This window comes from Erwinia sp. INIA01 (assembly GCF_025947915.1).
Lineage (GTDB): Bacteria > Pseudomonadota > Gammaproteobacteria > Enterobacterales > Enterobacteriaceae > Erwinia > Erwinia coffeiphila.
Genome location: NZ_JAPDNC010000007.1, coordinates 121,861 through 147,776, shown reverse-complemented (window position 1 = coordinate 147,776; position 25,916 = coordinate 121,861). Strand labels below are relative to the sequence as shown.

General features: G+C 54.3%; 23 protein-coding genes. 20 read left to right on the top strand and 3 right to left on the bottom strand.

Translation table 11 applies throughout. The features are described from left to right. The first annotated feature begins 1 nt into the window (after position 1). From ilvN to lpxC, 18 genes are all read left to right on the top strand, one after another. Positions 2-493 carry an acetolactate synthase small subunit gene (gene ilvN / locus OMR58_RS14070; RefSeq protein WP_105595341.1) on the top strand — a complete coding sequence of 164 codons (492 nt, stop codon included), beginning with the start codon at positions 2-4 and terminating at the stop codon, positions 491-493. 197 nt (positions 494-690) lie between these two features. Beyond that, on the top strand, positions 691-1,701 hold the full coding sequence (cra, locus tag OMR58_RS14065; RefSeq protein ID WP_105595342.1) for a catabolite repressor/activator: 1,011 nt from the start codon (positions 691-693) through the stop codon (positions 1,699-1,701). Positions 1,702-2,263: 562 nt separating this feature from the next. Beyond that, positions 2,264-2,722, top strand: a complete 459-nt coding sequence (gene mraZ, locus OMR58_RS14060) for a division/cell wall cluster transcriptional repressor MraZ (RefSeq protein WP_105595343.1) — start codon at positions 2,264-2,266, stop codon at positions 2,720-2,722. Positions 2,723-2,724: 2 nt separating this feature from the next. After that, a complete protein-coding gene (gene rsmH / locus OMR58_RS14055) occupies positions 2,725-3,666 on the top strand; it encodes a 16S rRNA (cytosine(1402)-N(4))-methyltransferase RsmH (protein ID WP_105595344.1) in 942 nt (313 codons plus the stop codon). After that, positions 3,663-3,983 carry a cell division protein FtsL gene (ftsL, locus tag OMR58_RS14050; protein ID WP_105595345.1) on the top strand — a complete coding sequence of 107 codons (321 nt, stop codon included), beginning with the start codon at positions 3,663-3,665 and terminating at the stop codon, positions 3,981-3,983. Before rsmH ends, ftsL begins: the two co-directional genes overlap by 4 nt. Positions 3,984-3,998: 15 nt before the next feature. After that, entirely contained in the window at positions 3,999-5,765 is a 1,767-nt protein-coding gene (locus OMR58_RS14045; RefSeq protein WP_105595346.1) for a peptidoglycan glycosyltransferase FtsI, read from the top strand. Then, positions 5,752-7,239, top strand: a complete 1,488-nt coding sequence (gene murE, locus OMR58_RS14040) for a UDP-N-acetylmuramoyl-L-alanyl-D-glutamate--2,6-diaminopimelate ligase (RefSeq protein ID WP_264546236.1) — start codon at positions 5,752-5,754, stop codon at positions 7,237-7,239. Before OMR58_RS14045 ends, murE begins: the two co-directional genes overlap by 14 nt. Continuing rightward, positions 7,236-8,597: a UDP-N-acetylmuramoyl-tripeptide--D-alanyl-D-alanine ligase gene (gene murF, locus OMR58_RS14035; RefSeq protein ID WP_264546235.1), complete on the top strand. Its 1,362-nt coding sequence runs from the start codon at positions 7,236-7,238 to the stop codon at positions 8,595-8,597. Before murE ends, murF begins: the two co-directional genes overlap by 4 nt. Further along, positions 8,591-9,673, top strand: a complete 1,083-nt coding sequence (gene mraY / locus OMR58_RS14030) for a phospho-N-acetylmuramoyl-pentapeptide-transferase (protein ID WP_105595349.1) — start codon at positions 8,591-8,593, stop codon at positions 9,671-9,673. Before murF ends, mraY begins: the two co-directional genes overlap by 7 nt. Before the next feature lie 2 nt (positions 9,674-9,675). Then, the gene (murD, locus tag OMR58_RS14025) at positions 9,676-10,992 is read left to right on the top strand and encodes a UDP-N-acetylmuramoyl-L-alanine--D-glutamate ligase (protein WP_264546234.1); all 1,317 of its coding nucleotides are present in this window, start codon (positions 9,676-9,678) and stop codon (positions 10,990-10,992) included. Then, positions 10,992-12,200 (top strand): cell division protein FtsW, encoded by a 1,209-nt coding sequence (gene ftsW / locus OMR58_RS14020; RefSeq protein WP_105595351.1) that lies wholly within the window; start codon positions 10,992-10,994, stop codon positions 12,198-12,200. The genes murD and ftsW overlap by 1 nt, the downstream gene beginning before the upstream one ends. Before the next feature lie 3 nt (positions 12,201-12,203). Beyond that, complete coding sequence (gene murG, locus OMR58_RS14015) at positions 12,204-13,262, top strand: undecaprenyldiphospho-muramoylpentapeptide beta-N-acetylglucosaminyltransferase (protein WP_264546233.1); 1,059 nt, start codon at positions 12,204-12,206, stop codon at positions 13,260-13,262. A gap of 60 nt (positions 13,263-13,322) precedes the next feature. Continuing rightward, positions 13,323-14,798, top strand: coding sequence for a UDP-N-acetylmuramate--L-alanine ligase (murC, locus tag OMR58_RS14010; protein WP_200563466.1), 1,476 nt, complete (start codon positions 13,323-13,325; stop codon positions 14,796-14,798). Beyond that, positions 14,791-15,711 carry a D-alanine--D-alanine ligase gene (locus tag OMR58_RS14005; RefSeq protein WP_200563464.1) on the top strand — a complete coding sequence of 307 codons (921 nt, stop codon included), beginning with the start codon at positions 14,791-14,793 and terminating at the stop codon, positions 15,709-15,711. Before murC ends, OMR58_RS14005 begins: the two co-directional genes overlap by 8 nt. A 1-nt stretch (position 15,712) precedes the next feature. Continuing rightward, a complete protein-coding gene (gene ftsQ, locus OMR58_RS14000) occupies positions 15,713-16,552 on the top strand; it encodes a cell division protein FtsQ (protein WP_105595355.1) in 840 nt (279 codons plus the stop codon). Next, a complete protein-coding gene (gene ftsA, locus OMR58_RS13995; RefSeq protein WP_105595356.1) occupies positions 16,549-17,805 on the top strand; it encodes a cell division protein FtsA in 1,257 nt (418 codons plus the stop codon). The genes ftsQ and ftsA overlap by 4 nt, the downstream gene beginning before the upstream one ends. Before the next feature lie 78 nt (positions 17,806-17,883). Then, positions 17,884-19,038 carry a cell division protein FtsZ gene (gene ftsZ, locus OMR58_RS13990; protein ID WP_105595357.1) on the top strand — a complete coding sequence of 385 codons (1,155 nt, stop codon included), beginning with the start codon at positions 17,884-17,886 and terminating at the stop codon, positions 19,036-19,038. A 103-nt stretch (positions 19,039-19,141) separates the two neighbouring features. Then, positions 19,142-20,059 carry a UDP-3-O-acyl-N-acetylglucosamine deacetylase gene (gene lpxC, locus OMR58_RS13985; RefSeq protein WP_200563478.1) on the top strand — a complete coding sequence of 306 codons (918 nt, stop codon included), beginning with the start codon at positions 19,142-19,144 and terminating at the stop codon, positions 20,057-20,059. A gap of 12 nt (positions 20,060-20,071) precedes the next feature. Here the strand turns inward: lpxC and OMR58_RS13980 are convergent, their stop codons facing one another. Continuing rightward, positions 20,072-20,581 carry a DUF721 domain-containing protein gene (locus OMR58_RS13980; protein ID WP_105595359.1) on the bottom strand — a complete coding sequence of 170 codons (510 nt, stop codon included), beginning with the start codon at positions 20,579-20,581 and terminating at the stop codon, positions 20,072-20,074. Positions 20,582-20,602: 21 nt separating this feature from the next. Here OMR58_RS13980 and secM point away from each other — a divergent pair, with 21 nt between their 5' ends. Together secM and secA are read left to right on the top strand one after the other, a co-directional pair. Further along, positions 20,603-21,106 carry a secA translation cis-regulator SecM gene (gene secM / locus OMR58_RS13975; RefSeq protein ID WP_200563462.1) on the top strand — a complete coding sequence of 168 codons (504 nt, stop codon included), beginning with the start codon at positions 20,603-20,605 and terminating at the stop codon, positions 21,104-21,106. Between the two features lie 74 nt (positions 21,107-21,180). Next, positions 21,181-23,886 carry a preprotein translocase subunit SecA gene (gene secA / locus OMR58_RS13970; RefSeq protein WP_264546232.1) on the top strand — a complete coding sequence of 902 codons (2,706 nt, stop codon included), beginning with the start codon at positions 21,181-21,183 and terminating at the stop codon, positions 23,884-23,886. A 114-nt stretch (positions 23,887-24,000) separates the two neighbouring features. Here the strand turns inward: secA and OMR58_RS13965 are convergent, their stop codons facing one another. Together OMR58_RS13965 and OMR58_RS13960 are read right to left on the bottom strand one after the other, a co-directional pair. Then, the gene (locus tag OMR58_RS13965) at positions 24,001-24,777 is read right to left on the bottom strand and encodes a prepilin peptidase (RefSeq protein ID WP_444861319.1); all 777 of its coding nucleotides are present in this window, start codon (positions 24,775-24,777) and stop codon (positions 24,001-24,003) included. Positions 24,778-24,998: 221 nt separating this feature from the next. Then, on the bottom strand, positions 24,999-25,583 hold the full coding sequence (locus tag OMR58_RS13960; protein WP_264546230.1) for a winged helix-turn-helix domain-containing protein: 585 nt from the start codon (positions 25,581-25,583) through the stop codon (positions 24,999-25,001). Positions 25,584-25,916 lie beyond the last annotated feature (333 nt).

Genomic DNA, 25,916 nt, shown 5'->3' with positions numbered 1-25,916 from the left:
TATGCGTCGTGTATTATCGGTTCTGCTGGAAAACGAATCCGGCGCATTGTCCCGCGTGGTTGGGCTGTTTTCCCAACGCGGCTACAACATTGAAAGCCTGACGGTTGCACCGACTGACGATCCAACGCTGTCGCGCATGACGATTCAAACCGTCGGCGATGAAAAAGTGCTGGAGCAGATTGAGAAGCAGCTGCACAAACTGGTAGATGTGCTGCGCGTTAGCGAACTGGGTCAGGGCGCTTTTGTTGAGCGCGAGATCATGCTGGTGAAAATCCAGGCGACCGGTTACGGCCGCGAAGAAGTTAAACGCAGTGCGGAAATATTCCGTGGTCAGATCGTGGATGTGACGCCTTCGCTTTACACGGTTCAGCTTGCCGGCACCAGCGATAAGCTCGACGCTTTCCTCAGCACCGTGCGCGAAGTCGCGGAAATTGTTGAAGTTGCGCGTTCAGGTATCGTTGGCGTGGCACGCGGCGAGCGCATCATGCGTTAATCGTCGCTGACGATTTTACAGACAGTCTGCTAACCCGGCGTAATGCCGGGTTTTTTTATTTTTTGCTCAATTGCCCCCGCCGCTGATGAAAAGCTGTTGCCCGCTAAACTATTCTGCGGTTAGATGTTATAAACGACTTATCCATAGATGTACTGTGGCTATTGGCCGCAGATACGCGACAGAAGTGTGGGGTTATTGTGAAACTGGATGAAATTGCCCGCCTGGCCGGTGTATCACGCACGACAGCAAGCTATGTCATCAATGGCAAAGCAAAGCAGTATCGTGTCAGCGATAAAACCGTCGAGAAGGTAATGGCGGTGGTGCGTGAGCATAATTACCATCCGAACGCGGTAGCGGCGGGGCTTCGTGCCGGCCGTACCCGATCAATAGGACTGGTTATTCCTGATTTGGAGAATACCAGCTATACCCGAATAGCGAATTACCTGGAACGCCAGGCGCGTCAGCGCGGCTACCAGCTGCTGATTGCCTGTTCAGAAGATCAGCCGGATAACGAAATGCGCTGTGTGGAGCACCTGCTTCAGCGCCAGGTTGATGCGATTATCGTTTCAACCTCGCTGCCGCCGGAGCATCCGTTCTATCAGCGCTGGATCAACGATCCGTTACCGATTATTGCTCTGGACCGTGCGCTGGATCGCGAGCACTTTACCAGCGTGGTCGGTGCCGATCAGGACGATGCCCAGGCGCTGGCTGCTGAACTGCGCAAGCTGCCGGTTAAATCGGTGCTGTTCCTTGGCGCGCTGCCGGAACTGTCAGTTAGCTTCCTGCGTGAGCTGGGTTTCCGAGATGCGTGGAAGGGCGATGAACGACAGATCGATTTCGTCTATGCCAACAGCTTTGAGCGCCATGCCGCCGCTGCGCTATTTGAAAAGTATCTCGAAACGCACGACATGCCGGAGGCGCTGTTCACCACCTCTTTCGGTCTGCTGCAGGGTGTAATGGACGTGACGCTGAAATCGGAAGGACGGCTACCGCAGGATCTGGCGATCGCCACTTTCGGTGACCACGAACTGCTCGATTTCCTGGAATGCCCGGTACTGGCCGTGGGCCAGCGGCATCGCGACGTTGCGGAACGCGTTCTGGAGTTAGTATTAGCCAGCCTTGATGAGCCGCGTAAACCGAAACCCGGCCTGACGCGTATTCGGCGTAATCTTTATCGTCGCGGGCGTTTAAATCGTAAAGCGCTCTAACTATTCAGAGAGAAAAAGGCAGCTAAGGCTGCCTTTTTGATATCCATGCATTTACTCTGAGTTACTCTCTGAGGGCGTAGCATAAGATGGCAAATTTATCTTGTATTTGAGATTCATCTTATAGGTATTTAGTAAATATAAGTAAATGAGACAAAAAATTTTGCACCGCTGATTAAATAAGCTAGCGAATAATAATAATTCTGTGAACGTTCGATGCTGTCAGCTGCGCCATGCCTGCACCGTACTGGGAAAAGCCTCGGAAATACCCTAAAATGCAGCCCGCGTCGCAAAGCTGAGCACTTATTTCCTTTTATCTCTGAGTGGTATATTTTTGAGCAATTTAAATGGCCGGGCAAATTTCCTGCCACTATTCATTAGTTTATTCTCCGGTGCTCTCTTCAGGTGGTTTGTTTTTAACTTCTCCGCATTTTATTCCTCTGAGAAATAATGCCTTTCTGCCATGACTGCGGCTTGACAATGTTTTCCTTCGCTCCGTAAACTCTTTTAGTGGGAATTTGTGGTGTAAAGTGGTGTTTTGGGGTAACTGGAGGGGCAGACTGGCATGTTCCGCGGGGCAACGTTAGTTAATCTCGACAGCAAAGGTCGGCTTGCCGTACCAACGCGTTATCGCGATACGCTGATCGAGGAGTCTCAGGGGCAAATGGTTTGTACCATTGACCTCCACCAGCCATGCCTACTGCTTTACACGCTGCCCGAATGGGAAATTATCGAACAAAAGCTGTCTCGTTTATCCAGCATGATCCCGGCAGAGCGGCGCGTGCAGCGCCTGTTACTGGGGCATGCCAGTGAATGCCAGATGGACAGTGCAGGTCGCTTGTTGTTGGCGAACACCCTTCGTCAACACGCGGGCCTGACTAAAGAAGTGATGCTGGTTGGGCAGTTCAACAAGTTTGAGCTGTGGGATGAACAGACCTGGTATCAACAAGTCAAGGATGATATAGACGCAGAGCATTCCTCTCAGCAGCCTTTGTCTGAGCGGTTGCAGGATTTGTCGTTATAGCTATGCAGGATACTTTTAATCACACCACGGTGCTGTTGGATGAGGCGGTTAACGGCCTCAATATTAAATCTGACGGCATCTATATTGATGGCACCTTCGGGCGCGGCGGGCACTCACGCCTGATCCTCTCCCGCTTAGGCGATCATGGACGTCTTTATGCTATCGACCGCGATCCGCAAGCTATAGCAGCCGCTGCTGAGATTACCGATCCGCGTTTTAGCATTATTCATGGCCCTTTTTCAGCGTTGGCAGAGTACATGGCCGAGCGTGGGCTGAGCGGCAAGATCGATGGAATTTTGCTCGATCTGGGTGTTTCCTCCCCGCAGCTGGATGATGCGGAGCGCGGTTTTTCGTTTATGCGTGATGGACCGCTGGATATGCGCATGGACCCGACGCGCGGGCAGTCAGCGGCAGAATGGCTGCTGCAGGCCGACGAGAGCGATATCGCTTTCGTGTTGAAAACCTTTGGTGAAGAGCGCTTTGCCAAACGCATCGCTCGGGCGATTGTAGAACGCAATCGCGTGGAGCCGATGACCCGAACAAAAGAACTGGCCGATGTGATTTATGCCGCAACGCCGGTGAAAGATAAGTTCAAGCATCCGGCAACGCGCAGCTTCCAGGCGATCCGCATATGGGTTAACAGCGAGCTGGAAGAGATTGAACAGGCGCTAAAAGGTGCGCTTAGCGCGCTGGCACCGGGTGGACGGCTGTCGATTATCAGCTTCCACTCACTGGAAGACCGTATCGTGAAGCGTTTTATGCGCGAGCAGAGTCGCGGACCGCAGGTGCCACACGGCCTGCCGATGACCGAAGCGCAGCTTAGCAGCCTTGGCGGCCGCCAGCTGAAAGCGCTGGGCAAAATGATGCCGGGTGAGGCGGAGACCGCTGAAAACCCACGTGCGCGCAGTTCCGTACTGCGTATTGCGGAGAGAACAGCGTCATGATCGGCAATGAGCGTCACAGTTTACCCGGCGTTATCGGTGGTGACCTGTTACGCCACGGTAAGATCCCGCTGATCCTGCTGATTTCGGTGCTGGTCTCATCGGTACTGGTGGTGACGACCGCGCACAAAACGCGTCTGCTTACCGCTCAGCGTGAGCAGCTGGTTCTGGAACGTGACGCGCTGGATATTGAATGGCGCAACCTGATCCTTGAAGAGAATGCGCTGGGCGATCACAGTCGTGTGGAGCGGATAGCAACAGAGAAACTTCAACTGCAGCACGTTGATCCTTCTCAAGAAAATATTGTGGTACAGCAATAAGGAAACACGGACTCAATGAGAGCCGCAGGCAAAACGCAGAAACTGAAACGCACGGAAGATAAGGCCAGCTTCGTTAGCTGGCGTTTTGCGTTGCTGTGCGGCGGTATTTTCCTGGCGTTAGTCGGACTGCTGCTGCGTGTTGCCTATTTGCAGGTGATCAATCCGGACCGGCTGGTGCGCGAAGGGGATATGCGTTCCCTGCGCGTGCAGGCGATCCCCACGTCTCGCGGCATGATCAGCGATCGCGCCGGGCGTCCGCTGGCGGTTAGCGTGCCGGTCAATGCCATTTGGGCTGACCCGAAAGAGCTGCACGATAAGGGCGGTATTACACTCGATAGCCGCTGGAAAGCGCTTTCAGATGCACTATCCATTCCTCTCGATCAATTGGCAACGCGCGTTAACGCGAATCCCAATGGGCGTTTTGTCTATCTGGCACGCCAGGTCAATCCAGCGATTGGCGATTACATCAAAAAACTCAAGCTTCCTGGTATCTATCTGCGCGAAGAGTCCCGCCGTTACTACCCGGCAGGGCAGGTGACTTCCCATTTGATTGGTTTTACCAATATTGATGGCCAGGGCATTGAGGGTGTTGAAAAAAGTTTTGATAAATGGCTGACTGGCCAGCCCGGTGAGCGGACGGTGCGTAAAGACCGCAATGGGCGAGTGATTGAAGATATCTCCTCCGTAGATAGCCAGGCTGCGCATAACCTCGCGTTGAGTATCGACGAGCGTCTGCAGGCGCTGGTGTACCGCGAGCTGAACAACGCGGTGGCGTTTAACAAGGCCGAATCAGGTACTGCGGTGCTGGTTGATGTGAACACCGGCGAAGTCCTGGCGATGGCCAACAGCCCGGCATATAACCCGAATAACCTTTCCGGCACCACCAAAGATGTGATGCGTAACAGGGCGATTACCGACATCTTCGAACCGGGTTCCACGGTGAAGCCGATGGTGGTGATGACCGCGCTGCAGCGTGGTGTGGTGCGTGAAAACAGCGTGCTGAATACGATCCCTTACCGAATTAACGGCCACGAAATCAAAGACGTGGCGCGTTACAGTGAACTCACCCTGACCGGGGTGCTCCAGAAGTCGTCTAACGTTGGGGTTTCTCGCCTTGCGTTGGCGATGCCATCCAATGCGCTGGTAGATACTTACGCGCGCTTTGGTTTTGGCAAAGCGACCAATTTGGGGTTGGTCGGAGAAAGCAGTGGCTTATATCCTCAAAAACAACGGTGGTCTGACATAGAGAGGGCCACCTTCTCTTACGGCTACGGGCTGATGGTAACGCCGTTACAGTTAGCGCGAGTCTATGCAACCATCGGCAGCTACGGCGTGTATCGTCCGCTGTCGATCACCAAAGTTGACCCCCCTGTGGCGGGTCAACGCGTCTTCCCGGAACAAATCGTTCGCACCGTGGTGCATATGATGGAGAGCGTGGCTCTGCCGGGCGGCGGCGGCGTTAAAGCTGCCGTTAAAGGCTATCGTATTGCGATTAAAACCGGTACGGCGAAAAAAGTCGGCCCGGATGGCAAATACGTCAATAAATACATTGCTTATACCGCCGGTGTGGCACCGGCAAGCAACCCTCGTTTTGCGCTGGTGGTGGTGATTAACGATCCGCAGGCTGGCAAATATTACGGTGGTGCGGTTTCTGCACCGGTATTTGGCGCCATCATGGGCGGCGTACTGCGCACCATGAACGTTGAACCGGATGCGCTACCGACCAGTGACAAAAACGAGATGGTAACTAATAAGAGTGAGGGATCGCGTGACCGATCGTAATCTGCACGACTTACTGGCACCCTGGGTGACCGGTTTGCCCGCGCGCACGCTGAATGAAATGACACTGGACAGCCGCGTGGCGGCTTCCGGCGATCTCTTTGTCGCGATTAAAGGACATGCGGTTGATGGCCGCCGTTTTATCCCCCAGGCGATAGCCCAGGGCGTTGCGGCGGTAATTGCTGACGCCGATGGTGAAGCCGAAGATGGCAGCGTCGTGGAAATGCACGGCGTGCCGGTGATTTACCTGTCGCAGCTTTCCCAGCGCCTCTCTGCGCTGGCCGGGCGCTTCTATCAGCAGCCGGGTGAAAAGTTAAAGCTCATCGGCGTGACCGGAACCAACGGAAAAACCACCACGACACAGCTGTTGGCGCAGTGGGCACAACTGCTGGGCGAAACCGGCGCGGTGATGGGGACCGTGGGTAACGGTCTGTACGGCCAGCTGGCCGCAGCGGAAAATACCACCGGCTCAGCAGTTGATGTTCAGCATCAGCTGGCGTTGCTACTGGAAAAAGGCGCGACGCTGGCGGCAATGGAAATTTCTTCTCACGGTCTGGTGCAGCATCGCGTTGCCGCGCTGCCGTTTGCCGCAGCGGCATTTACCAACCTGAGCCGCGATCACCTCGACTATCACGGTGATATGGCCCGCTACGAAGCAGCAAAATGGCTGCTTTTCTCCGAGCATCAGGTGGGTGAAGCCATCATTAATGCCGATGATGAAGTTGGCCGCCGCTGGCTGCAACAGCTACCTGATGCTGTTGCCGTGACCATGGAAAATAATTTGCAGTCTGACTGCCACGGGCGCTGGTTAAAAGCGACCGAGGTGCAGTATCACGACGGCGGCGCGAGCGTGAAGTTTGCCTCCAGTTGGGGCAACGGTGAATTTGAAAGCCGCCTGATGGGGGCCTTTAACGTCAGCAACCTGCTGGTGGCGCTGGCGACTCTTCTGGCATTGGATTATCCACTGGCCGCGTTGACCGCAACCGCAAACCAGCTACAGCCGGTGACCGGGCGTATGGAAGTGTTCACTGCGCCGGGCAAACCGACGGTGGTGGTGGATTATGCACACACCCCTGATGCGCTGGAAAAAGCACTGGCTGCGGCCCGCCTGCATTGTAAAGGCAAACTGTGGTGCGTGTTCGGCTGCGGCGGCGACCGTGACAAAGGCAAGCGTCCTTTGATGGGGGCTATCGCCGAGCAGTTTGCCGATGTGGTGGTGATCACCGATGACAATCCGCGCAGTGAAGATCCGGCGGCAATTGTGGCCGATGTGCTTACCGGCCTGCTGGACCCGAGCCGTGCTCGCGTTGTTCTTGGTCGTGCGCAAGCGGTCACTAACGCCGTGATGCAGGCGCAGGAAGGTGACATCGTGCTGGTGGCGGGTAAAGGCCACGAAGATTATCAAATCATCGGCCAGCAGCGTTTTGATTATTCCGACCGGGTCACCGTCGCGCGGCTGCTGGGGGTGGTGGCATGATCGCCTTTAGCCTCAAGCAACTGGCAGACATCACCGGAGGAACGCTGTTCGGTAACGATGCCACCATCGACGCGGTGACTACCGACACCCGGAAAATTACCGCCGGTTGCCTGTTTATTGCGCTGAAGGGTGAACGCTTCGATGCGCATGACTTCGCCGAGGATGCGGTTAAAGCCGGTTCTTCAGCACTGTTGGTGAGTAAGCGCTTACCAGTAGAGGTCGCACAGGTCGTGGTTGCCGATACCCGCCTTGCGCTTGGCCGTATTGCAGGCTGGGTGCGTCAGCAGTCTTCTGCCCGCGTGGTGGCGCTGACCGGCTCCTCCGGTAAAACCTCCGTTAAAGAGATGACCGCCGCGATCCTGCGCGAATGCGGCGAAACGCTCTACACCGCGGGCAATCTGAATAACGACATCGGCGTGCCGTTGACGCTGCTGCGCCTGACGGCGGAACATCAGTATGCAGTGATTGAACTGGGTGCGAACCACCAGGGCGAGATCGACTACACCACCGAATTAACCCGCCCTGAAGCCGCGCTGGTCAATAATCTGGCCGCAGCGCATCTGGAAGGCTTTGGCTCCCTTGCCGGAGTAGCAAAAGCTAAAGGCGAAATCTTCAACGGGCTGCCGCTGCACGGCACCGCCATTATCAACAGCGACAGCAATGACTGGCCGCACTGGCAGCCGTTGCTTCAGGGCAAAACCGTCTGGCGTTTTTCGCCGGAGCAGCAGGCCGACAGCGATTTTTATGCCAGCAAGGTGAGTTTCAGCACTCGCGGAACGCTCTTCGTGCTGCATACGCCGCAGGGAGAGATCGATATCACCCTGCCGCTGCCGGGCCGTCACAATATTGCCAACGCGCTGGCCGCCGCTGCGCTGGCCTTGTCGGTAGGCGCGCCGCTCAGTGCCATTCGTCAGGGATTGAGTTCGCTGCAGGCCGTTCCGGGTCGTCTGTTCCCGATTGTGCTTGATGACGATCGGCTGTTGCTGGACGACAGTTACAACGCCAACGTCGGATCAATGACGGCGGCCGCACAGGTGCTGGGTGAAATGCCTGGCTACCGTGTGATGATCGTCGGTGACATGGGTGAGCTGGGGGCGGAAGCCGCCGAATGCCATCGTCAGGTCGGTGAAGCGATTCGCCTGGCCGGGATTGATAAAGTTTTAAGTACAGGCAGCCTCAGCCATGACATCAGTGATGCCAGCGGCGTTGGGGAGCATTTCAGTGATAAGGCATTACTTAGCGCTCGCGCGCTGGCGCTGCTTTCTGAACATCAAAAGATAACCGTATTAGTCAAAGGATCGCGTAGTTCTGCAATGGAGCAGATCGTACGTACCTTACAGGAGAAAGGCGCATGTTAGTCTGGCTGGCCGAGCATTTGGTCTCTTTATATTCTGGCTTTAACGTCTTTTCCTATCTGACGTTTCGCGCCATTGTCAGCCTGCTGACCGCACTGTTTATCTCGCTGTGGATGGGGCCGCGTATGATTGCCCGCCTGCAGGAAATGTCATTTGGTCAGGTCGTGCGTAATGATGGCCCGGAGTCGCACTTCAGCAAGCGCGGCACGCCGACCATGGGCGGGATTATGATCCTGACCTCGATCACCATTTCCGTTCTGCTGTGGGCGTATCCTTCTAACCCTTACGTCTGGTGCGTGCTGTTTGTGCTGGTGGGTTACGGCATCGTCGGCTTTGTGGATGATTACCGTAAGGTGGTACGTAAAGATACCAAGGGGCTGATCGCTCGCTGGAAATACTTCTGGCAGTCAGTGATTGCTCTGGGAGTTGCCTTTGCCATGTACGCGATCGGCAAAGACACGCCTGCCACTCAACTGGTGGTGCCGTTCTTTAAAGACGTGATGCCGCAGCTGGGTCTGCTCTATCTGCTGCTGACCTACTTTGTGATTGTCGGCACCAGTAACGCCGTTAACCTGACAGATGGCCTGGATGGCCTGGCCATTATGCCAACGGTGTTTGTTGCCGCAGGCTTTGCCTTAGTTGCGTGGGCCACCGGTAACGTGAAATTTGCTGAGTATCTGCATATTCCTTATCTGCGCCATGCCGGTGAGCTGGTGATTGTCTGTACCGCTATTGTCGGTGCCGGGCTTGGATTCCTGTGGTTTAACACTTACCCGGCTCAGGTCTTTATGGGCGATGTCGGCTCGCTGGCCCTCGGCGGTGCGCTTGGGACTATCGCCGTGCTGCTGCGTCAGGAATTCCTGCTGGTGATTATGGGCGGCGTGTTCGTGGTTGAAACCCTGTCCGTTATCCTGCAGGTCGGCTCGTTTAAATTACGCGGCCAGCGTATTTTCCGCATGGCACCGATTCATCACCATTACGAACTGAAGGGCTGGCCGGAGCCGCGCGTGATTGTGCGCTTCTGGATTATTTCACTGATGCTGGTGCTGATTGGCCTGGCAACGCTGAAGGTACGTTAATCATGGCTGACTATCAGGGTAAAAAAGTTGTCATCATCGGGTTGGGCCTGACCGGCCTTTCCTGTGTTGATTTCTTTTTAGCGCGTGGCGTGACGCCGCGCGTGATGGATACCCGTGTCGTTCCGCCTGGGCTGGAAAAACTCCCGGCGGCGGTTGAACGCTGGCTGGGGTCGCTGAACGACAGCTGGCTTCTGGACGCTGACCTGATAGTCGCCAGCCCGGGAATGGCGCTGGCGCATCCTGCGCTGATGGATGCAGCGGAAGCGGGCGTTGAAATTGTCGGTGATATCGAACTGTTCTGCCGCGAGGCTCAGGCACCGATTGTCGCTATTACCGGCTCTAACGGTAAAAGCACCGTCACCACGCTGGTCGGCGAAATGGCCGAGGCCGCAGGCTGGCAGGTGGGTGTTGGCGGCAATATCGGCCTGCCGGCGCTGATGCTGCTGGATAAACCGGCGCAGCTGTACGTACTGGAGCTTTCCAGCTTCCAGTTGGAAACCACAAGCAGTCTGCACGCGGCGGCGGCAACGATCCTCAACGTGACTGAAGATCATATGGACCGCTACCCGCTCGGCATGCAGCAGTATCGTGCGGCTAAGTTACGAATTTATGAAAACGCTGCGGTATGCGTGGTCAACGCGGATGACGCTATGACCATGCCGGTACGCGGTGCAGACCAGCGCTGTGTCAGCTTCGGCGTGGACGTTGGTGACTACCATCTTAATCGCCAGCAGGGCAGTACCTGGCTGCGGGTTAAAGGTGAGAAGGTGCTGAATACTGCGGAAATGAACCTGACGGGCCAGCATAACTACACCAATGCGCTGGCCGCGCTGGCGCTGGCGGATGCCGTTGGCCTGCCGCGTGCGACCAGCCTGAAAGCACTGACGACCTTTGCCGGGCTGGCGCATCGCTTCCAGCTGGTGCGTGAAAATAACGGTGTGCGCTGGATTAACGACTCTAAAGCCACCAACGTCGGCAGTACCGAGGCGGCGCTGAATGGTTTACAGGTTGCTGGCACGCTCTGGCTGCTGCTGGGCGGGGACGGCAAGTCCGCCGATTTCAGTTCGCTGACCCGGTTCCTGCAGGGCGATAACATTCGCGTTTACTGCTTTGGTCGTGATGGTGCTGAGCTGGCGGCGCTGCGGCCTGAAATTTCCGTACAAACAAACACGATGGCTGAAGCGATGGCGCAGATTGCCGCTCAGGTGAAATCGGGCGATATGGTGCTGCTGTCACCCGCCTGTGCCAGCCTCGATCAGTTCAAAAACTTTGAGCAGCGCGGCGACCTGTTTGCCCAGCTGGCACAGGAGATGGGCTGATGCGATTACCCGGTCTGAGCCTTGCTGGTGGTATTTCCGATCGTCTGAAAGGCTGGGTGATGGGATCGCGCGAAAGCGATACCAACTCAATGGTGCTGTACGACCGAACGCTGCTGTGGCTGACCTTTGGCCTGGCGATTATCGGCTTTGTGATGGTGACGTCGGCATCCATGCCGGTGGGGCAGCGCCTCTCAGACGATCCGTTTTATTTCGCCAAGCGTGATGCGTTCTATATTGCACTGGCGTTCGGCATGTCGCTGGTCACGCTACGGGTGCCAATGGCCTTCTGGCAGCGCTACAGCAATATCATGCTGATGGTGACGATTTTTATGCTGTTGGTGGTACTGGTGGTGGGAAGCTCGGTGAACGGTGCATCGCGCTGGATTGCCCTCGGGCCGCTGCGTATTCAGCCTGCGGAGCTGTCAAAGCTGTCCCTGTTTTGCTATCTGGCCAGCTATCTGGTGCGCAAAGTTGAAGAGGTTCGCCATAACTTCTGGGGCTTCTGTAAGCCAATGGGCGTGATGGTGGTGCTGGCCGTGCTGCTGCTGGCGCAGCCTGACCTGGGAACCGTGGTGGTGCTCTTTGTTACTACGTTGGCGATGCTGTTCCTTGCGGGAGCGAAGTTATGGCAGTTCCTGGCGATCATCGGCTCCGGGATTTTTGCCGTTTGCCTGCTGATTGTAGCGGAACCGTATCGTATGCGACGCGTCACATCGTTCTGGAACCCGTGGGAAGATCCGTTTGGTAGCGGCTACCAGTTAACCCAGTCGTTGATGGCTTTTGGTCGCGGCGAATTCTGGGGCCAGGGCCTTGGGAACTCGGTGCAAAAACTGGAATATTTACCCGAGGCGCATACCGATTTTATCTTCTCGATTATTGGGGAAGAACTGGGTTATATCGGTGTGGTTTTCGCGTTGTTAATGGTATTCTTCGTCGCTTTTCGCGCGATGTCCATCGGGCGCAAGGCGTTAGAGATCGATCAGCGATTTGCGGGCTTTCTGGCGTGTTCAATCGGCGTCTGGTTCAGCTTCCAGGCTCTGGTTAACGTTGGCGCTGCGGCGGGTATGTTACCGACCAAAGGCCTGACGCTGCCGCTGATCAGTTACGGTGGATCGAGTCTGATTATTATGTCGACCGCCATCGTGTTGTTGTTACGTATTGATTATGAAACGCGTCTGGCAAAAGCCCAGGCGTTTACGCGAGGTTAGTCGATGAGTGGAAAGCGACTGATGGTGATGGCCGGTGGAACCGGGGGGCACGTTTTCCCCGGGCTGGCAGTTGCGCACCATCTGATGGCACAGGGCTGGCAGGTGCGCTGGCTGGGAACCGCAGACCGAATGGAAGCGGACCTGGTGCCAAAACACGGAATCGACATCGAGTTTATCCGCATTAGCGGACTGCGCGGTAAAGGTATCAAGGCGCAGCTGGCTGCTCCGCTGCGGATCTTTAACGCCTGGCGCCAGGCGCGGGCGATAATGAAAAGCTGGCAGCCGGATGTGGTGCTGGGAATGGGCGGTTATGTTTCCGGTCCTGGCGGTCTGGCGGCATGGAGCTGCGGTATTCCGGTCGTGTTGCATGAGCAAAATGGTATTGCCGGACTGACCAACAAGTGGCTGGCAAAAATTGCCAAAAAAGTGATGCAGGCGTTCCCGGGGGCGTTTCCGAATGCGGAAGTTGTCGGTAACCCGGTGCGTACCGACGTGCTGGCGCTGCCGTTACCGGCAGAACGTCTGACCGGTCGCGATGGCCCGGTGCGAGTACTGGTGATCGGCGGCAGTCAGGGTGCGCGCGTACTGAATCAGACTCTGCCACAGGTGGCTGCGATCCTGGGCGACAGCATTACATTGTGGCATCAGGTCGGGAAGGGCGCGCTGGACAGCGTTAATCAGGCTTATGCACAGGTGGGGCAGACCCAGCTTAAGGTCACCGAATTTATTGATGATATGGCCGCAGCCTATGCCTGGGCGGACGTTGTGGTATGTCGCTCCGGTGCGTTAACCGTCAGCGAAGTCGCGGCGGCAGGATTACCGGCGATTTTCGTTCCGTTCCAGCATAAAGATCGCCAGCAGTACTGGAACGCGCTACCGCTTGAGCAGGCCGGTGCCGCAAAAATTTATGAGCAGCCGCAGTTTACCGCTGAAACGGTTGCCTCAACGCTGGCAGGCTGGGATCGCGCAACGCTGCTGCAGATGGCCGAAAAGGCCCGCGCCGTTGCCATCCCGGATGCTACAGAGCGCGTCGCTGCTGAAGTCAGCAAAGCGGCGCTGTAAACACTATTTGCAGAGTCGGGATTACCCGACTCAAAGAAACACAGGTGTGGCAAAGAAGAGATGAATACACAACAACTGGCAAAACTGCGTTCTATCGTGCCCGAGATGCGTCGCGTCCGGCACATCCATTTTGTTGGCATCGGTGGTGCCGGCATGGGCGGTATTGCCGAAGTGTTGGCGAATGAAGGTTATGAAATCAGCGGCTCCGACCTGGCACCGAATGCGGTGACCCAGCATCTGAGCACGCTGGGCGCAACGATCTATTTCAACCACCGCCCGGAAAACGTCAGCGACGCCAGCGTGGTGGTGGTGTCGACTGCGGTGGCACAGGATAACCCGGAAGTGGTGGCTGCCCGTGAAGCACGTATCCCGGTGATCCGCCGCGCAGAAATGCTGGCCGAACTGATGCGTTTCCGTCACGGCATTGCAATCGCCGGAACCCACGGGAAAACCACCACGACGGCGATGGTTTCCAGCATTTATGCCGAAGGCGGACTGGACCCGACATTCGTAAACGGTGGGCTGGTTAAAGCCGCAGGCACCCATGCTCGTCTGGGCAGCAGCCGTTACCTGATCGCTGAAGCGGATGAGAGTGATGCGTCATTCCTCCATCTGCAGCCGATGGTGGCGATTGTTACCAATATCGAAGCCGATCATATGGATACGTACCAGGGCGACTTTGAGAACCTAAAGCAGACGTTTATTAACTTCCTGCACAACCTGCCGTTTTACGGCCGTGCGGTGCTGTGTATCGATGACGCCGTAATTCGCGATCTACTGCCGCGCGTCGGGCGTCAGATCACTACCTATGGCTTCAGCGATGATGCCGATGTGCGGGTTGAAAATTACGAACAGCGTGGCGCACAGGGCATTTTCACGCTGGTTCGCCACGATAAGCCGCTCATGCACGTCACGCTGAACGCGCCGGGCCGCCATAACGCGCTGAATGCCGCTGCTGCCGTGGCGGTTGCCACAGAAGAAGGCATTGAGGATGAAGATATCCTCAGCGCGCTGGAAAGCTTCCAGGGCACCGGACGTCGCTTTGACTTCCTCGGTGAATACCCGCTGGCAGAAGCCAATGGTCAGGCGGGTACAGCGATGCTGGTTGATGACTATGGACATCATCCGACCGAAGTTGACGTTACGATTAAAGCCGCACGCGCGGGCTGGCCGGACAAAAACCTGGTAATGATATTCCAGCCGCATCGCTACACGCGTACTCGCGATCTGTATGACGATTTCGCTAACGTGCTGTCGCAGGTCGATGTATTGCTGATGCTGGACGTCTATTCTGCCGGTGAAACCGCCATTCCCGGGGCCGATAGCCGGTCACTGTGCCGCACGATTCGCGGCCGCGGCAAAGTAGACCCGATTCTGGTTTCCGATCATGACGCCGTACTGGAAACCCTGCTGCCGAAGCTTTCCGGCAATGATTTGATTCTGGTGCAGGGCGCAGGAAACGTTGGGCGTATTGCCCGCAAACTGGCAGAGCTGAAGTTACAACCGCAGACGAAAGAAGAGGAATATCATGGCTGATAAAGTAGCGGTATTGCTGGGTGGAACGTCCGCAGAGCGTGACGTATCTCTGTTATCAGGTGCGGCCGTGTTGGCTGGACTGCAAGAAGCGGGCGTGGATGCACATCCGGTAGATATTCGCGATGTTCCTGTACTGAGCCTGAAAGAACAGGGCTTCACCAAAGCCTTTATTGCTCTGCACGGTCGCGGCGGTGAAGACGGCACGCTGCAAGGGGTTCTGGAGTTCCTGAATATTCCTTACACCGGCAGCGGCGTGATGGCATCAGCGATTACCATGGACAAGCTGCGTAGTAAGTTCCTCTGGCAGGGCTGTGGGCTGCCGGTTTCGCCGTATGTGGCGTTAACCCGCAAGCAGATGGATGCCGGTATCGACGGTGAGGTCGCTGACAGCATCGCTGCATTGGGTATGCCGCTGTTTGTGAAGCCAAGCCGTGAAGGTTCCAGCGTGGGGATTTCCCGCGTGAATCATGCTTCTCAGCTGCATGCAGCGCTGGTGGAAGCTTTCCGCCACGATGACGAAGTGCTGGTTGAAGCCTTCCTCAGCGGTCCGGAATACACCGTTGCGGTGATCGGCGACCAGATTATGCCGTCTATCCGCATTCAGGCAGCCAGCGAATTTTATGATTATCAGGCGAAGTACATTTCTGATGATACGCAATATTTCTGCCCGTCAGGGTTAAACGATGAGCAGGAAGCAGAGCTGAGCCAACTGGTGATCGCCGCATGGCGCGCGCTGGGATGCAGCGGCTGGGGCCGTGTTGACGTGATGATGGGCGGTGACGGTCGTTTTTACCTGCTTGAGGTGAACACCTCGCCAGGGATGACCAGCCACAGTCTGGTACCGATGGCGGCTAAGCAGGCGGGCCTGAGCTTCTCACAGCTGGTAGTACGTATTCTGGAACTGGCCGACTGATATGTCTCAGGCGGCGTTAAACGTTCGAAACCGCGAAGCGCAGGAGAAAGCGCGAACCGGGCGTAGCAATGGCTCACGCCTGGCCGGGATACTGTTTTTGCTGATGGTTATCGGCACCATGCTGGCCGGCGGTTTTGTCGTATTGAAGTGGATGAACGATGCATCAAGACTGCCGTTATCGAAGCTGGTAGTAACGGGGCAAACCCACTACACCAGGAACGATGATATTCGTCAGGCGATTTTATCGCTTGGCGAACCCGGCACCTTTATGTCGCAGGACGTGGACATCATCCAGCAGCAGATCGAACGTTTGCCGTGGATACAACAGGTGAGCGTGCGCAAGCAGTGGCCGGACGAATTAAAGATTCATCTGGTTGAGTATGTGCCGGTTGCACGCTGGAATGATGTGCATATGGTTGATGCCGACGGGAAATCGTTCAGCGTTCCGGCCAGCCATCAGGATAAAGAAGTGTTACCGCTGCTGTATGGCCCGGAAGGGAGCGAAACGGAAGTGTTGACCGGCTACCACCAGATGCGGGATGTACTGGCGGCGAGCAAGTTTAAGTTAAAGGCTGCGTCAATGACCGCACGTCGATCATGGCAGCTGGTGTTAGATGATGATACCCGCCTGGAGCTGGGGCGTAGTGAAGATATGAAGCGGTTAAAACGCTTTATCGATCTCTACCCGACTCTGCAACAGCAGGGCCAGGCGGAAAACAAGCGTATCAGCTACGTGGACCTGCGTTATGACTCTGGCGCGGCAGTAGGATGGACACCCGAACTCATTACTAGCGCTGAAAGTCATCAGCAACAGAATCAGGTACAGGCTAAACAACAATGATCAAGTCGACGGACAGAAAACTGGTAGTTGGACTCGAGATAGGCACCGCGAAGGTTGCCGCCCTGGTAGGAGAAGTCCTGCCCGATGGCATGGTCAATATTATCGGGGTGGGCAGCTGCCCGTCTCGCGGCATGGATAAAGGCGGCGTTAACGACCTGGAATCGGTAGTGAAGTGCGTTCAGCGCGCTATCGACCAGGCTGAGCTAATGGCAGATTGTCAGATTTCTTCGGTTTATCTGGCGCTGTCGGGCAAACATATCAGCTGCCAGAACGAAATAGGGATGGTTCCTATTTCAGAAGAGGAAGTAACCCAGGAAGATGTGGAAAACGTGGTTCACACCGCGAAATCCGTCCGTGTTCGTGATGAACACCGCATCCTCCATGTTATTCCGCAAGAATACGCGATCGACTATCAGGAAGGGATCAAAAACCCGGTTGGATTATCCGGTGTGCGCATGCAGGCAAAAGTGCATCTGATCACCTGCCACAACGATATGGCGAAGAACATCGTCAAAGCGGTAGAACGCTGTGGCCTGAAAGTAGATCAGCTGATTTTTGCCGGGCTGGCCTCAAGTTTTGCTGTGTTGACCGAAGACGAACGTGAACTGGGCGTCTGCGTGGTGGATGTCGGCGGTGGCACGATGGACATCGCGGTTTATACCGGCGGCGCGCTGCGTCACACCAAAGTTATTCCTTATGCGGGTAACGTGGTAACCAGCGATATCGCTTATGCTTTTGGTACGCCGCCAACGGATGCCGAGGCGATTAAAGTCCGTCACGGTTGTGCGCTTGGTTCTATCGTTGGCAAAGATGAAAACGTTGAAGTGCCGAGCGTGGGTGGCCGACCACCGCGCAGCCTGCAGCGTCAGACGCTGGCTGAGGTTATCGAGCCGCGTTACACCGAGCTGCTGAATCTCGTCAACGACGAGATCCTGCAATTGCAGGAACAGCTTCGCCAGCAGGGCGTTAAACATCACCTCGCGGCCGGTATCGTTCTGACCGGCGGCGCGGCGCAGATTGAAGGATTGGCGGCTTGCGCCCAGCGTGTTTTCCACACGCAGGTGCGTATCGGACAGCCGCTAAACATCACAGGATTAACGGATTACGCGCAGGAGCCTTACTACTCAACGGCGGTTGGCTTACTGCACTACGGAAAAGAATCTCACCTCAGCGGTGAAGCAGAAGTAGAAAAAAGAGCCTCAGTGGGTAACTGGTTCAAGAGAATCAACAGCTGGCTGAGAAAAGAGTTTTAATTTTTACCATAGAGATCATGCTAGTCTTATTAGTATTAGTGATCTCCAGGCGAACAGGCACATAAACGGAGAGAAATTATGTTTGAACCTATGGAATTAACCAATGACGCGGTGATTAAAGTCATCGGCGTCGGCGGCGGCGGTGGTAATGCCGTAGAGCATATGGTGCGTGAACGTATCGAAGGCGTTGAGTTCTTCGCGGTAAATACAGATGCTCAGGCCCTGCGCAAAACCGCAGTCGGCCAGACAATCCAGATTGGTAACGGAATTACCAAAGGTCTGGGCGCGGGTGCAAACCCGGAAGTCGGCCGTAACTCTGCCGAAGAAGATCGTGAAGCACTGCGTCAGGCACTGGATGGTGCGGACATGGTGTTTATCGCTGCCGGTATGGGCGGTGGTACCGGAACAGGTGCTGCGCCTGTTGTTGCCGAAGTGGCGAAAGAGCTGGGCATCCTGACCGTTGCCGTGGTGACCAAGCCATTTAATTTCGAAGGCAAAAAACGCATGGCGTTTGCCGAGCAGGGTATTGCCGAGCTGTCTAAGCACGTCGATTCACTGATCACTATCCCGAACGACAAGCTGCTGAAAGTTCTGGGCCGCGGAATTTCCCTGCTTGATGCATTTGGTGCGGCTAACGACGTACTGAAAGGCGCCGTGCAGGGTATTGCGGAACTGATCACCCGACCGGGTCTGATGAACGTTGACTTTGCTGACGTGCGTACCGTGATGTCCGAAATGGGCTATGCGATGATGGGTTCCGGCGTGGCTTGCGGTGAAGATCGTGCGGAAGAAGCAGCAGAAATGGCGATCTCCAGCCCGCTGCTGGAAGATATCGACTTGTCTGGTGCACGCGGCGTGTTGGTTAACATTACCGCTGGCTTCGATCTGCGTCTCGACGAATTCGAAACCGTGGGTAACACCATCCGTGCCTTCGCATCCGACAATGCTACCGTAGTTATCGGTACATCACTGGATCCGGAAATGAACGACGAACTGCGCGTCACCGTGGTGGCAACCGGTATCGGCATGGACAAACGTCCAGAAATCACGCTGGTGACTAACAAGCAGTCTTCTCAGCCTGTAATGGACCATCGTTACCAGCAGCACGGTATGTCACCGCTGCCGCAGGAACAGAAACCTGCTGCAAAAGTGGTTAACGATCAAAGTCCTCAGACCAACAAAGAGCCAGATTACCTGGATATTCCGGCCTTCCTGCGTAAGCAGGCGGATTAAGAATTTACCTAAAAAGTGGGAAAATTCACTCTTTGTGTTAAACTATTCGCCCGCCAGTGCAGTAAACTGGCGATCGGATAGGATTTTTTTGCGAGATAATGCGATGATCAAACAACGGACATTAAAACGTATTGTTCAGACGACTGGCGTCGGTTTACACACCGGCAAAAAAGTCACGCTGACGTTACGCCCTGCGCCGGCTAATACCGGGGTCATCTATCGCCGCACTGACTTGAATCCACCGGTAGATTTTCCGGCTGATGCAAAATCCGTGCGTGATACCATGCTCTGTACTTGCCTGGTGAATGAGCATGACGTGCGTATTTCGACAGTCGAACATCTGAACGCTGCCCTTGCCGGCCTCGGCATCGATAATATTGTGGTGGAAGTTAACGCGCCTGAAATTCCTATTATGGACGGTAGCGCCGCACCCTTTATCTATCTGCTGATGGATGCCGGTATTGAAGAACTGAATAGCGCGAAGAAATTTGTCCGCATCAAACAGCCTGTCCGGGTTGAAGACGGCGACAAATGGGCCGAGCTTTCGCCGCATAATGGTTTCTCTTTGGATTTCACCATTGATTTTAACCATCCGGCAATCGACTCCAGCTCTCAGCGCTACCGCATGGACTTCTCTGCTGAAGCCTTTGCGCGTCAGATCAGCCGTGCTCGTACTTTCGGTTTTATGCGTGATATCGAAGCGCTGCAGTCTCGTGGCCTGTGCCTGGGCGGCAGTTTTGACTGTGCAATCGTGGTGGATGACTACCGCGTATTGAACGAAGACGGTTTACGCTTCGAAGACGAATTCGTACGTCACAAAATGCTCGACGCGATCGGTGACCTGTACATGTGTGGCCATAACATTATTGGTGCGTTTACCGCATTCAAATCGGGTCATGCATTGAACAACAAGTTACTGCAGGCGGTTCTGGCTAAGCAAGAAGCGTGGGAATGGGCAACGTTTGAACACGAAGCTGAACTCCCGGTGACATTCAAAGCACCAAATCTGGTTCTGGCGTAAGCCATAACCACTCTAACGACTGGTTGAGCTGGTACTCTCTCCGGCCAGCGAGGCCAGTCGTTCTAATATCTTTTTAAGTTTTTCCGGGCTTTGGCTCGCGACACTGCGTAAAATCTCCGCACTATGTTCACTCAACTGCCTCACTGGCGGTTTTTCTGCTTTCTGCGCCTGAATGCTGCTTTCTTGAACGGATTCATGTCCTTTTGCCGCGAGGGAAGGATTAATCCTGATGTCGATCGACGTCAATGATGGTAATATTTGGGCACGTAATGCTGACAGCAGGCTGGATTGCTCATAGCGTAAACGCATCAACCAGCTGGCGTTAGCCGTTTCGATCACCAGAATTCCCTGGCGAAAATTAGCCACACGGCACCAGGGATGCAGCTGAGCGGGAATAACTCCCTGCACTGCGCGATTCAGCTTATTCAGGGCAATCGCGCGCTGCTGAATATTTTGCAGCATGCTTTTATCCTGGGCCTGGTCGAAATAACTTTCAATTGATTGTGGGCGACTATCACGCATAGTTAGCTCCGGCGGAACACAGTGATCGGTATTCTAAATCGTTGGCGACAATTTGGCAGACGCTATTTCTGGCCGCATCTCCTGTTGGGGATGGTCGCGGCGAGTCTCGGCCTGCCTCAGGCGTCAGCGCATGACCGCACTACCTTAGCAGAAACCTCTTCCAGAAGCCTGAATATCGGCAGCGCTGCGCGTTTTGACAGCCTGGCGCTGTTACAGGAAAGCGTTCGCCGCCCTTCATTTAGCGTAGACTACTGGCATCAACATGCGATTCGTACGGTCATCCGCCACCTGTCGTTTGCCCTTACGCCTTCTGTCGTTCCGGCTGCTGAAGAAGCTCAGCCGTTGCAGGCGCAAAAGCTGGCTCTGCTGGATACACTTAACGCGCTACTGACACATGAGGCCCGGCCTCCGGTCATTATTCGCCGTACCGATCCGCGTGAAGTGGCTGTTCTTCCGTCTCATCATATCGGCCTGTGGCTGGCCCAGGTTCGCGGTATTCGTGCCGGACCCTCTCTTCTCAGCTAAATTCATATAAAAATCGTTAATAATCAAACAGTATGACCGCGGCAAAAAGCCGTGGCTGAGAGAAATTACTTATTATGTTTACAAAATTACTGACTAAAGTTTTTGGTAGCAGCAATGACCGCACCCTGCGTCGCATGCGCAAAGTCGTTGAGCAGATTGGTAAAATGGAACCGGATTTCCAGAAGCTAACCGATGAAGAGCTGAAAGCGAAAACCGGCGAGTTCCGTGCCCGCCTGGAAAAAGGTGAAGTGCTGGAAAACCTGATCCCGGAAGCCTTCGCTACCGTACGTGAAGCCAGCCGTCGCGTGTTCGGTATGCGCCACTTCGACGTCCAGCTGCTGGGCGGTATGGTACTGAACGATCGCTGCATCGCCGAGATGCGTACCGGTGAGGGTAAAACCCTGACGGCAACCCTGCCGGCCTACCTCAATGCCCTGAGCGGCAAAGGGGTTCACGTGGTAACCGTCAACGACTACCTGGCTCAGCGTGACGCCGAAAACAACCGTGGGCTGTTCGAATTCCTTGGGCTGAGTATCGGTATCAACCTGCCGGGTATGCCTGCACCAGCCAAGCGTGCCGCCTATGCTGCGGATATCACCTACGGTACCAACAACGAATACGGTTTTGACTACCTGCGTGACAACATGGCGTTCAGCCCGGAAGAGCGCGTACAGCGTAAGTTGAACTATGCGCTGGTGGATGAGGTGGACTCAATCCTGATCGATGAAGCGCGTACACCGCTGATTATCTCCGGTCCTGCGGAAGACAGCTCAGAACTGTACATCAAGGTTAACAAAATCATTCCTCACCTGATCCGTCAGGAGAAAGAAGACTCCGACTCATTCCAGGGCGAAGGTCATTTCTCTGTTGATGAAAAAGCGCGTCAGGTTCACCTGACCGAGCGTGGGCTGGTGACGATTGAAGGGCTGATGGTCAGCGAAGGCATTATGGAAGAAGGCGAGTCCCTTTACTCACCGGGCAACATTATGATGATGCACCATGTGACCGCTGCGCTGCGTGCCCATGTGCTGTTCACCCGCGACGTTGACTACATCGTAAAAGACGGTGAGGTGATCATCGTTGATGAACACACCGGCCGTACCATGCAGGGGCGTCGCTGGTCTGACGGCCTGCATCAGGCGGTAGAAGCCAAAGAAGGCGTGGATATTCAGAACGAAAACCAGACGCTGGCTTCGATCACTTTCCAGAACTACTTCCGCCTTTATAACAAGCTGGCCGGTATGACCGGTACTGCGGATACCGAAGCGTTTGAATTCAGCTCGATCTACAAGCTAGATACCATTGTTGTACCAACCAACCGCCCAATGGTGCGTAAAGATCTTCCTGACCTGGTCTACATGACCGAGAAAGAGAAAATTGATGCGATCATTGAGGACATCCGCGAACGTACCGCTAATGGTCAGCCGGTGCTGGTCGGTACTATCTCGATTGAAAAATCAGAAGTAGTTTCCAACGAGCTGACCCGCGCGGGCATCAAGCACGAAGTTCTGAACGCCAAGTTCCACGCCCGTGAAGCGGATATCGTGGCGCAGGCCGGTCAACCGGGTGCGGTAACTATCGCCACCAACATGGCCGGTCGTGGTACAGACATTGTGCTGGGCGGCAGCTGGCAGGCCGAAGTTGCCGAGCTCGTGGAGCCAACTCAGGAACAGATCGACGCGATTAAGAGCGCCTGGCAGATCCGTCATGATGCGGTACTGGCTTCCGGTGGTTTGCATATTATCGGTACCGAGCGCCATGAATCTCGCCGTATTGATAACCAGCTGCGCGGTCGTTCTGGTCGTCAGGGTGACAACGGTTCATCCCGTTTCTATCTGTCGATGGAAGATGCTCTGATGCGTATTTTCGCCTCTGACCGCGTTTCCAATATGATGCGTAAACTGGGGATGAAGCCGGGCGAAGCGATTGAGCACCCATGGGTGACCAAAGCAATTGCCAACGCGCAGCGCAAAGTGGAAAGCCGCAACTTCGATATTCGTAAGCAGCTGCTTGAATATGATGACGTAGCTAACGACCAGCGCCGTGCTATCTACACCCAGCGTAACGAACTGCTGGATGTTTCCGATGTGTCAGAAACTATTATCAGTATTCGCGAAGATGTCTTTAAAGCCACCCTCGACAGCTACATTCCACCGCAGTCGTTGGAAGAGATGTGGGATATTCCTGGCCTGCAGGAGCGTCTGAAAGCTGATTTCGACCTCGATCTGCCGATTAGCGAATGGCTGGATAAAGAACCAGATCTGCATGAAGAAACGCTGCGCGATCGTATTATGGACCAGGCGAAAGAGCAGTATCAGCGTAAAGAAGAAATCGTTGGCGCTGAAATGATGCGCAACTTCGAAAAAGGCGTGATGCTGCAAACGCTGGACTCACTGTGGAAAGAGCACCTGGCCGCTATGGACTACCTGCGTCAGGGCATCCATCTGCGTGGTTATGCGCAGAAGGATCCGAAGCAGGAGTACAAGCGTGAATCCTTTGCCATGTTTGCCGCGATGCTGGAGTCGCTGAAGTATGAAGTTATCAGCACGCTGAGCAAGGTTCAGGTACGTATGCCGGAAGAAGTTGAGCAGATGGAAGAACAGCGCCGTCAGGAAGCTGAACGCCTGGCTCAGCAGCAGCATCTCAGCCATGTCGATGATGAAACTGAAGCCGCTCAGGAACTCGCTGCGCAGACCGGTGAGCGTAAAGTGGGCCGTAACGACCTCTGCCCGTGTGGTTCAGGTAAAAAATATAAACAGTGTCACGGCCGTCTGGCGTAATTTGCCAGCCAGCTAAACGCTGAAACAGGGCCGGGTGATTACCCGGCCTTTTTTTGTCTGAAGGAAAAGTAAGAAAGAATAAGTAAAGAGGGAGCGAAGGTCGGAGAATGATCCTTATGCCACGTTTCTGGAAATAAACAGAATGAGCCCCGCAGCGGCGAGTCCTGGCCCGAAGGGAAAGGGGGCTGATAACGAGCGCCGGTAAATCAGACGGCTGGCACAAAGCCAGATAATGCTGCTGAGTGATGCTAGTAGTAACAGCAGCGGTAAGGCCTGCCAGCCCAACCAGGCACCTAAGGCTGCCAGCAGCTTGGCATCTCCCAGTCCCAGTGCCTCTTTCCCCCGCATCAGGCGATATCCATACGCAAGCAGCCACAGCACCAGATAGCCGACCAGTGCGCCGATTACACTCTGCTGTAATGAAATATGCGGCAGACAGTGGAGGAGCTGAAACAGCATACCCAGCCATAACAGCGGAAGCGTCAGTAAATCGGGCAACAGCTGATGTTCAATATCGATCAGGGTCAGTGCCAACAGTAGCCAGACAAGTATCCATGAGGCGATCAGCGTTCCTCCTGGCGGCAACAGTGCGGCCATCATCATCCATAACAGCATGCAGCTTAATTCGACCAGCGGATAACGGCACGATATGGCATGCGAACAGTAGCGGCAACGTCCCCGTAGGATCAGCCAGCTAAAAAGAGGGATAGTGTCAAAGCAGCTAAGCTGATGTGCACATAGCGGGCAATGAGATCGTGGCAGCCACAGATTATAGCCGTCCTCCTGATGCTTGATCATGTGCGGCAGGCGATAAACCACCACATTGAGCAGACTGCCAAAGCAGATCCCCAGCAGCGCAGCGAAAAAGAACAGAGCGGAATTATTCATCAGGTAACTCCTTTTACCTTTTATCCGGGGCGATAAGCCTGTTACTGCGTTACTGCGTTACTGCGTTACTGCGTTACTGCGTTACTGCGTTACTGCGTTACTGCGTTACTGCAGTGGTTGAGTGAAGCTATCGCCATTTATCCGTCAGGTACAGCATAAATGGCGGCTTTATTGCGGCTATGGAAACCCGATCGCAGCTTCTCTTCGTTTTTACATTCATGTTGTTAGATAAATACGATCAGAGCCACAAACATACACAGGATAAAAGCATTCTGTGTAATTGATGATTGTGAAAAATACGGTGAGCGCATTAACTGCTCTGATAGTGCAACATTGTTGTGCTGTGTATTAGGTGTATTTATTACCGTATTCTCAATACCCATGTCAGAATCTGAATTTATTGCGCTTGCTTCCTGCTTCACTGATGTAAATTCTTCAACAGGTGCTTTTGCCAGCGTTTTCCACTGATTCTCATTTAATTTCAAACCGTAATACGGTACGGTAATCAGTAAATTAGCGGGCAAGCTATTACGATGTAACAAAGCCCTGATTTGGAATGTCAGTTGATGGTAATTGTTGTCACTAATTCGCTGGTGGTTTTCGTACCAAACGATATTGATAATGTCTCGTTTAGTGTAGACTTTCTTTATCAGACACACGAGTAAACGTTTTTGTGCTTCATTTAAATCAATGATGAGCTGGCGTGAAACTATTTCCAGTGTATTAGTGTTACAGTTAACGATTACGCCTTCAGATAACTCCAGCGTATCGTGATTAAGTATTTCAATACATTCTTCAGTGCTAAACATGATGTAATCCTTATGCGTTGATGTTTTCAATGCCGATAATGCTAATTTTAAGTGTTATTGCTTGCAAGGGGGTGGATTTATTAAGACGTGATTAATAATAAAATAATGTGTTTATCTTATTGTTTTTAAAGTGATTAATTGTGGTTTTCTGATGTTCTTTAATAATAAATTAAAAACAATATTATTGGTTTTTTTATCTTTTTTCATAATGACTTTCATTTTTCCATGGTGGTTTAATACATTTTCATATGCTTTTTATTCATCTTTTAATGACGTCGGGGCTTCCTGGCTTTGACTGAATTCTCTACAGGGAACATACACTGAAATCATGAG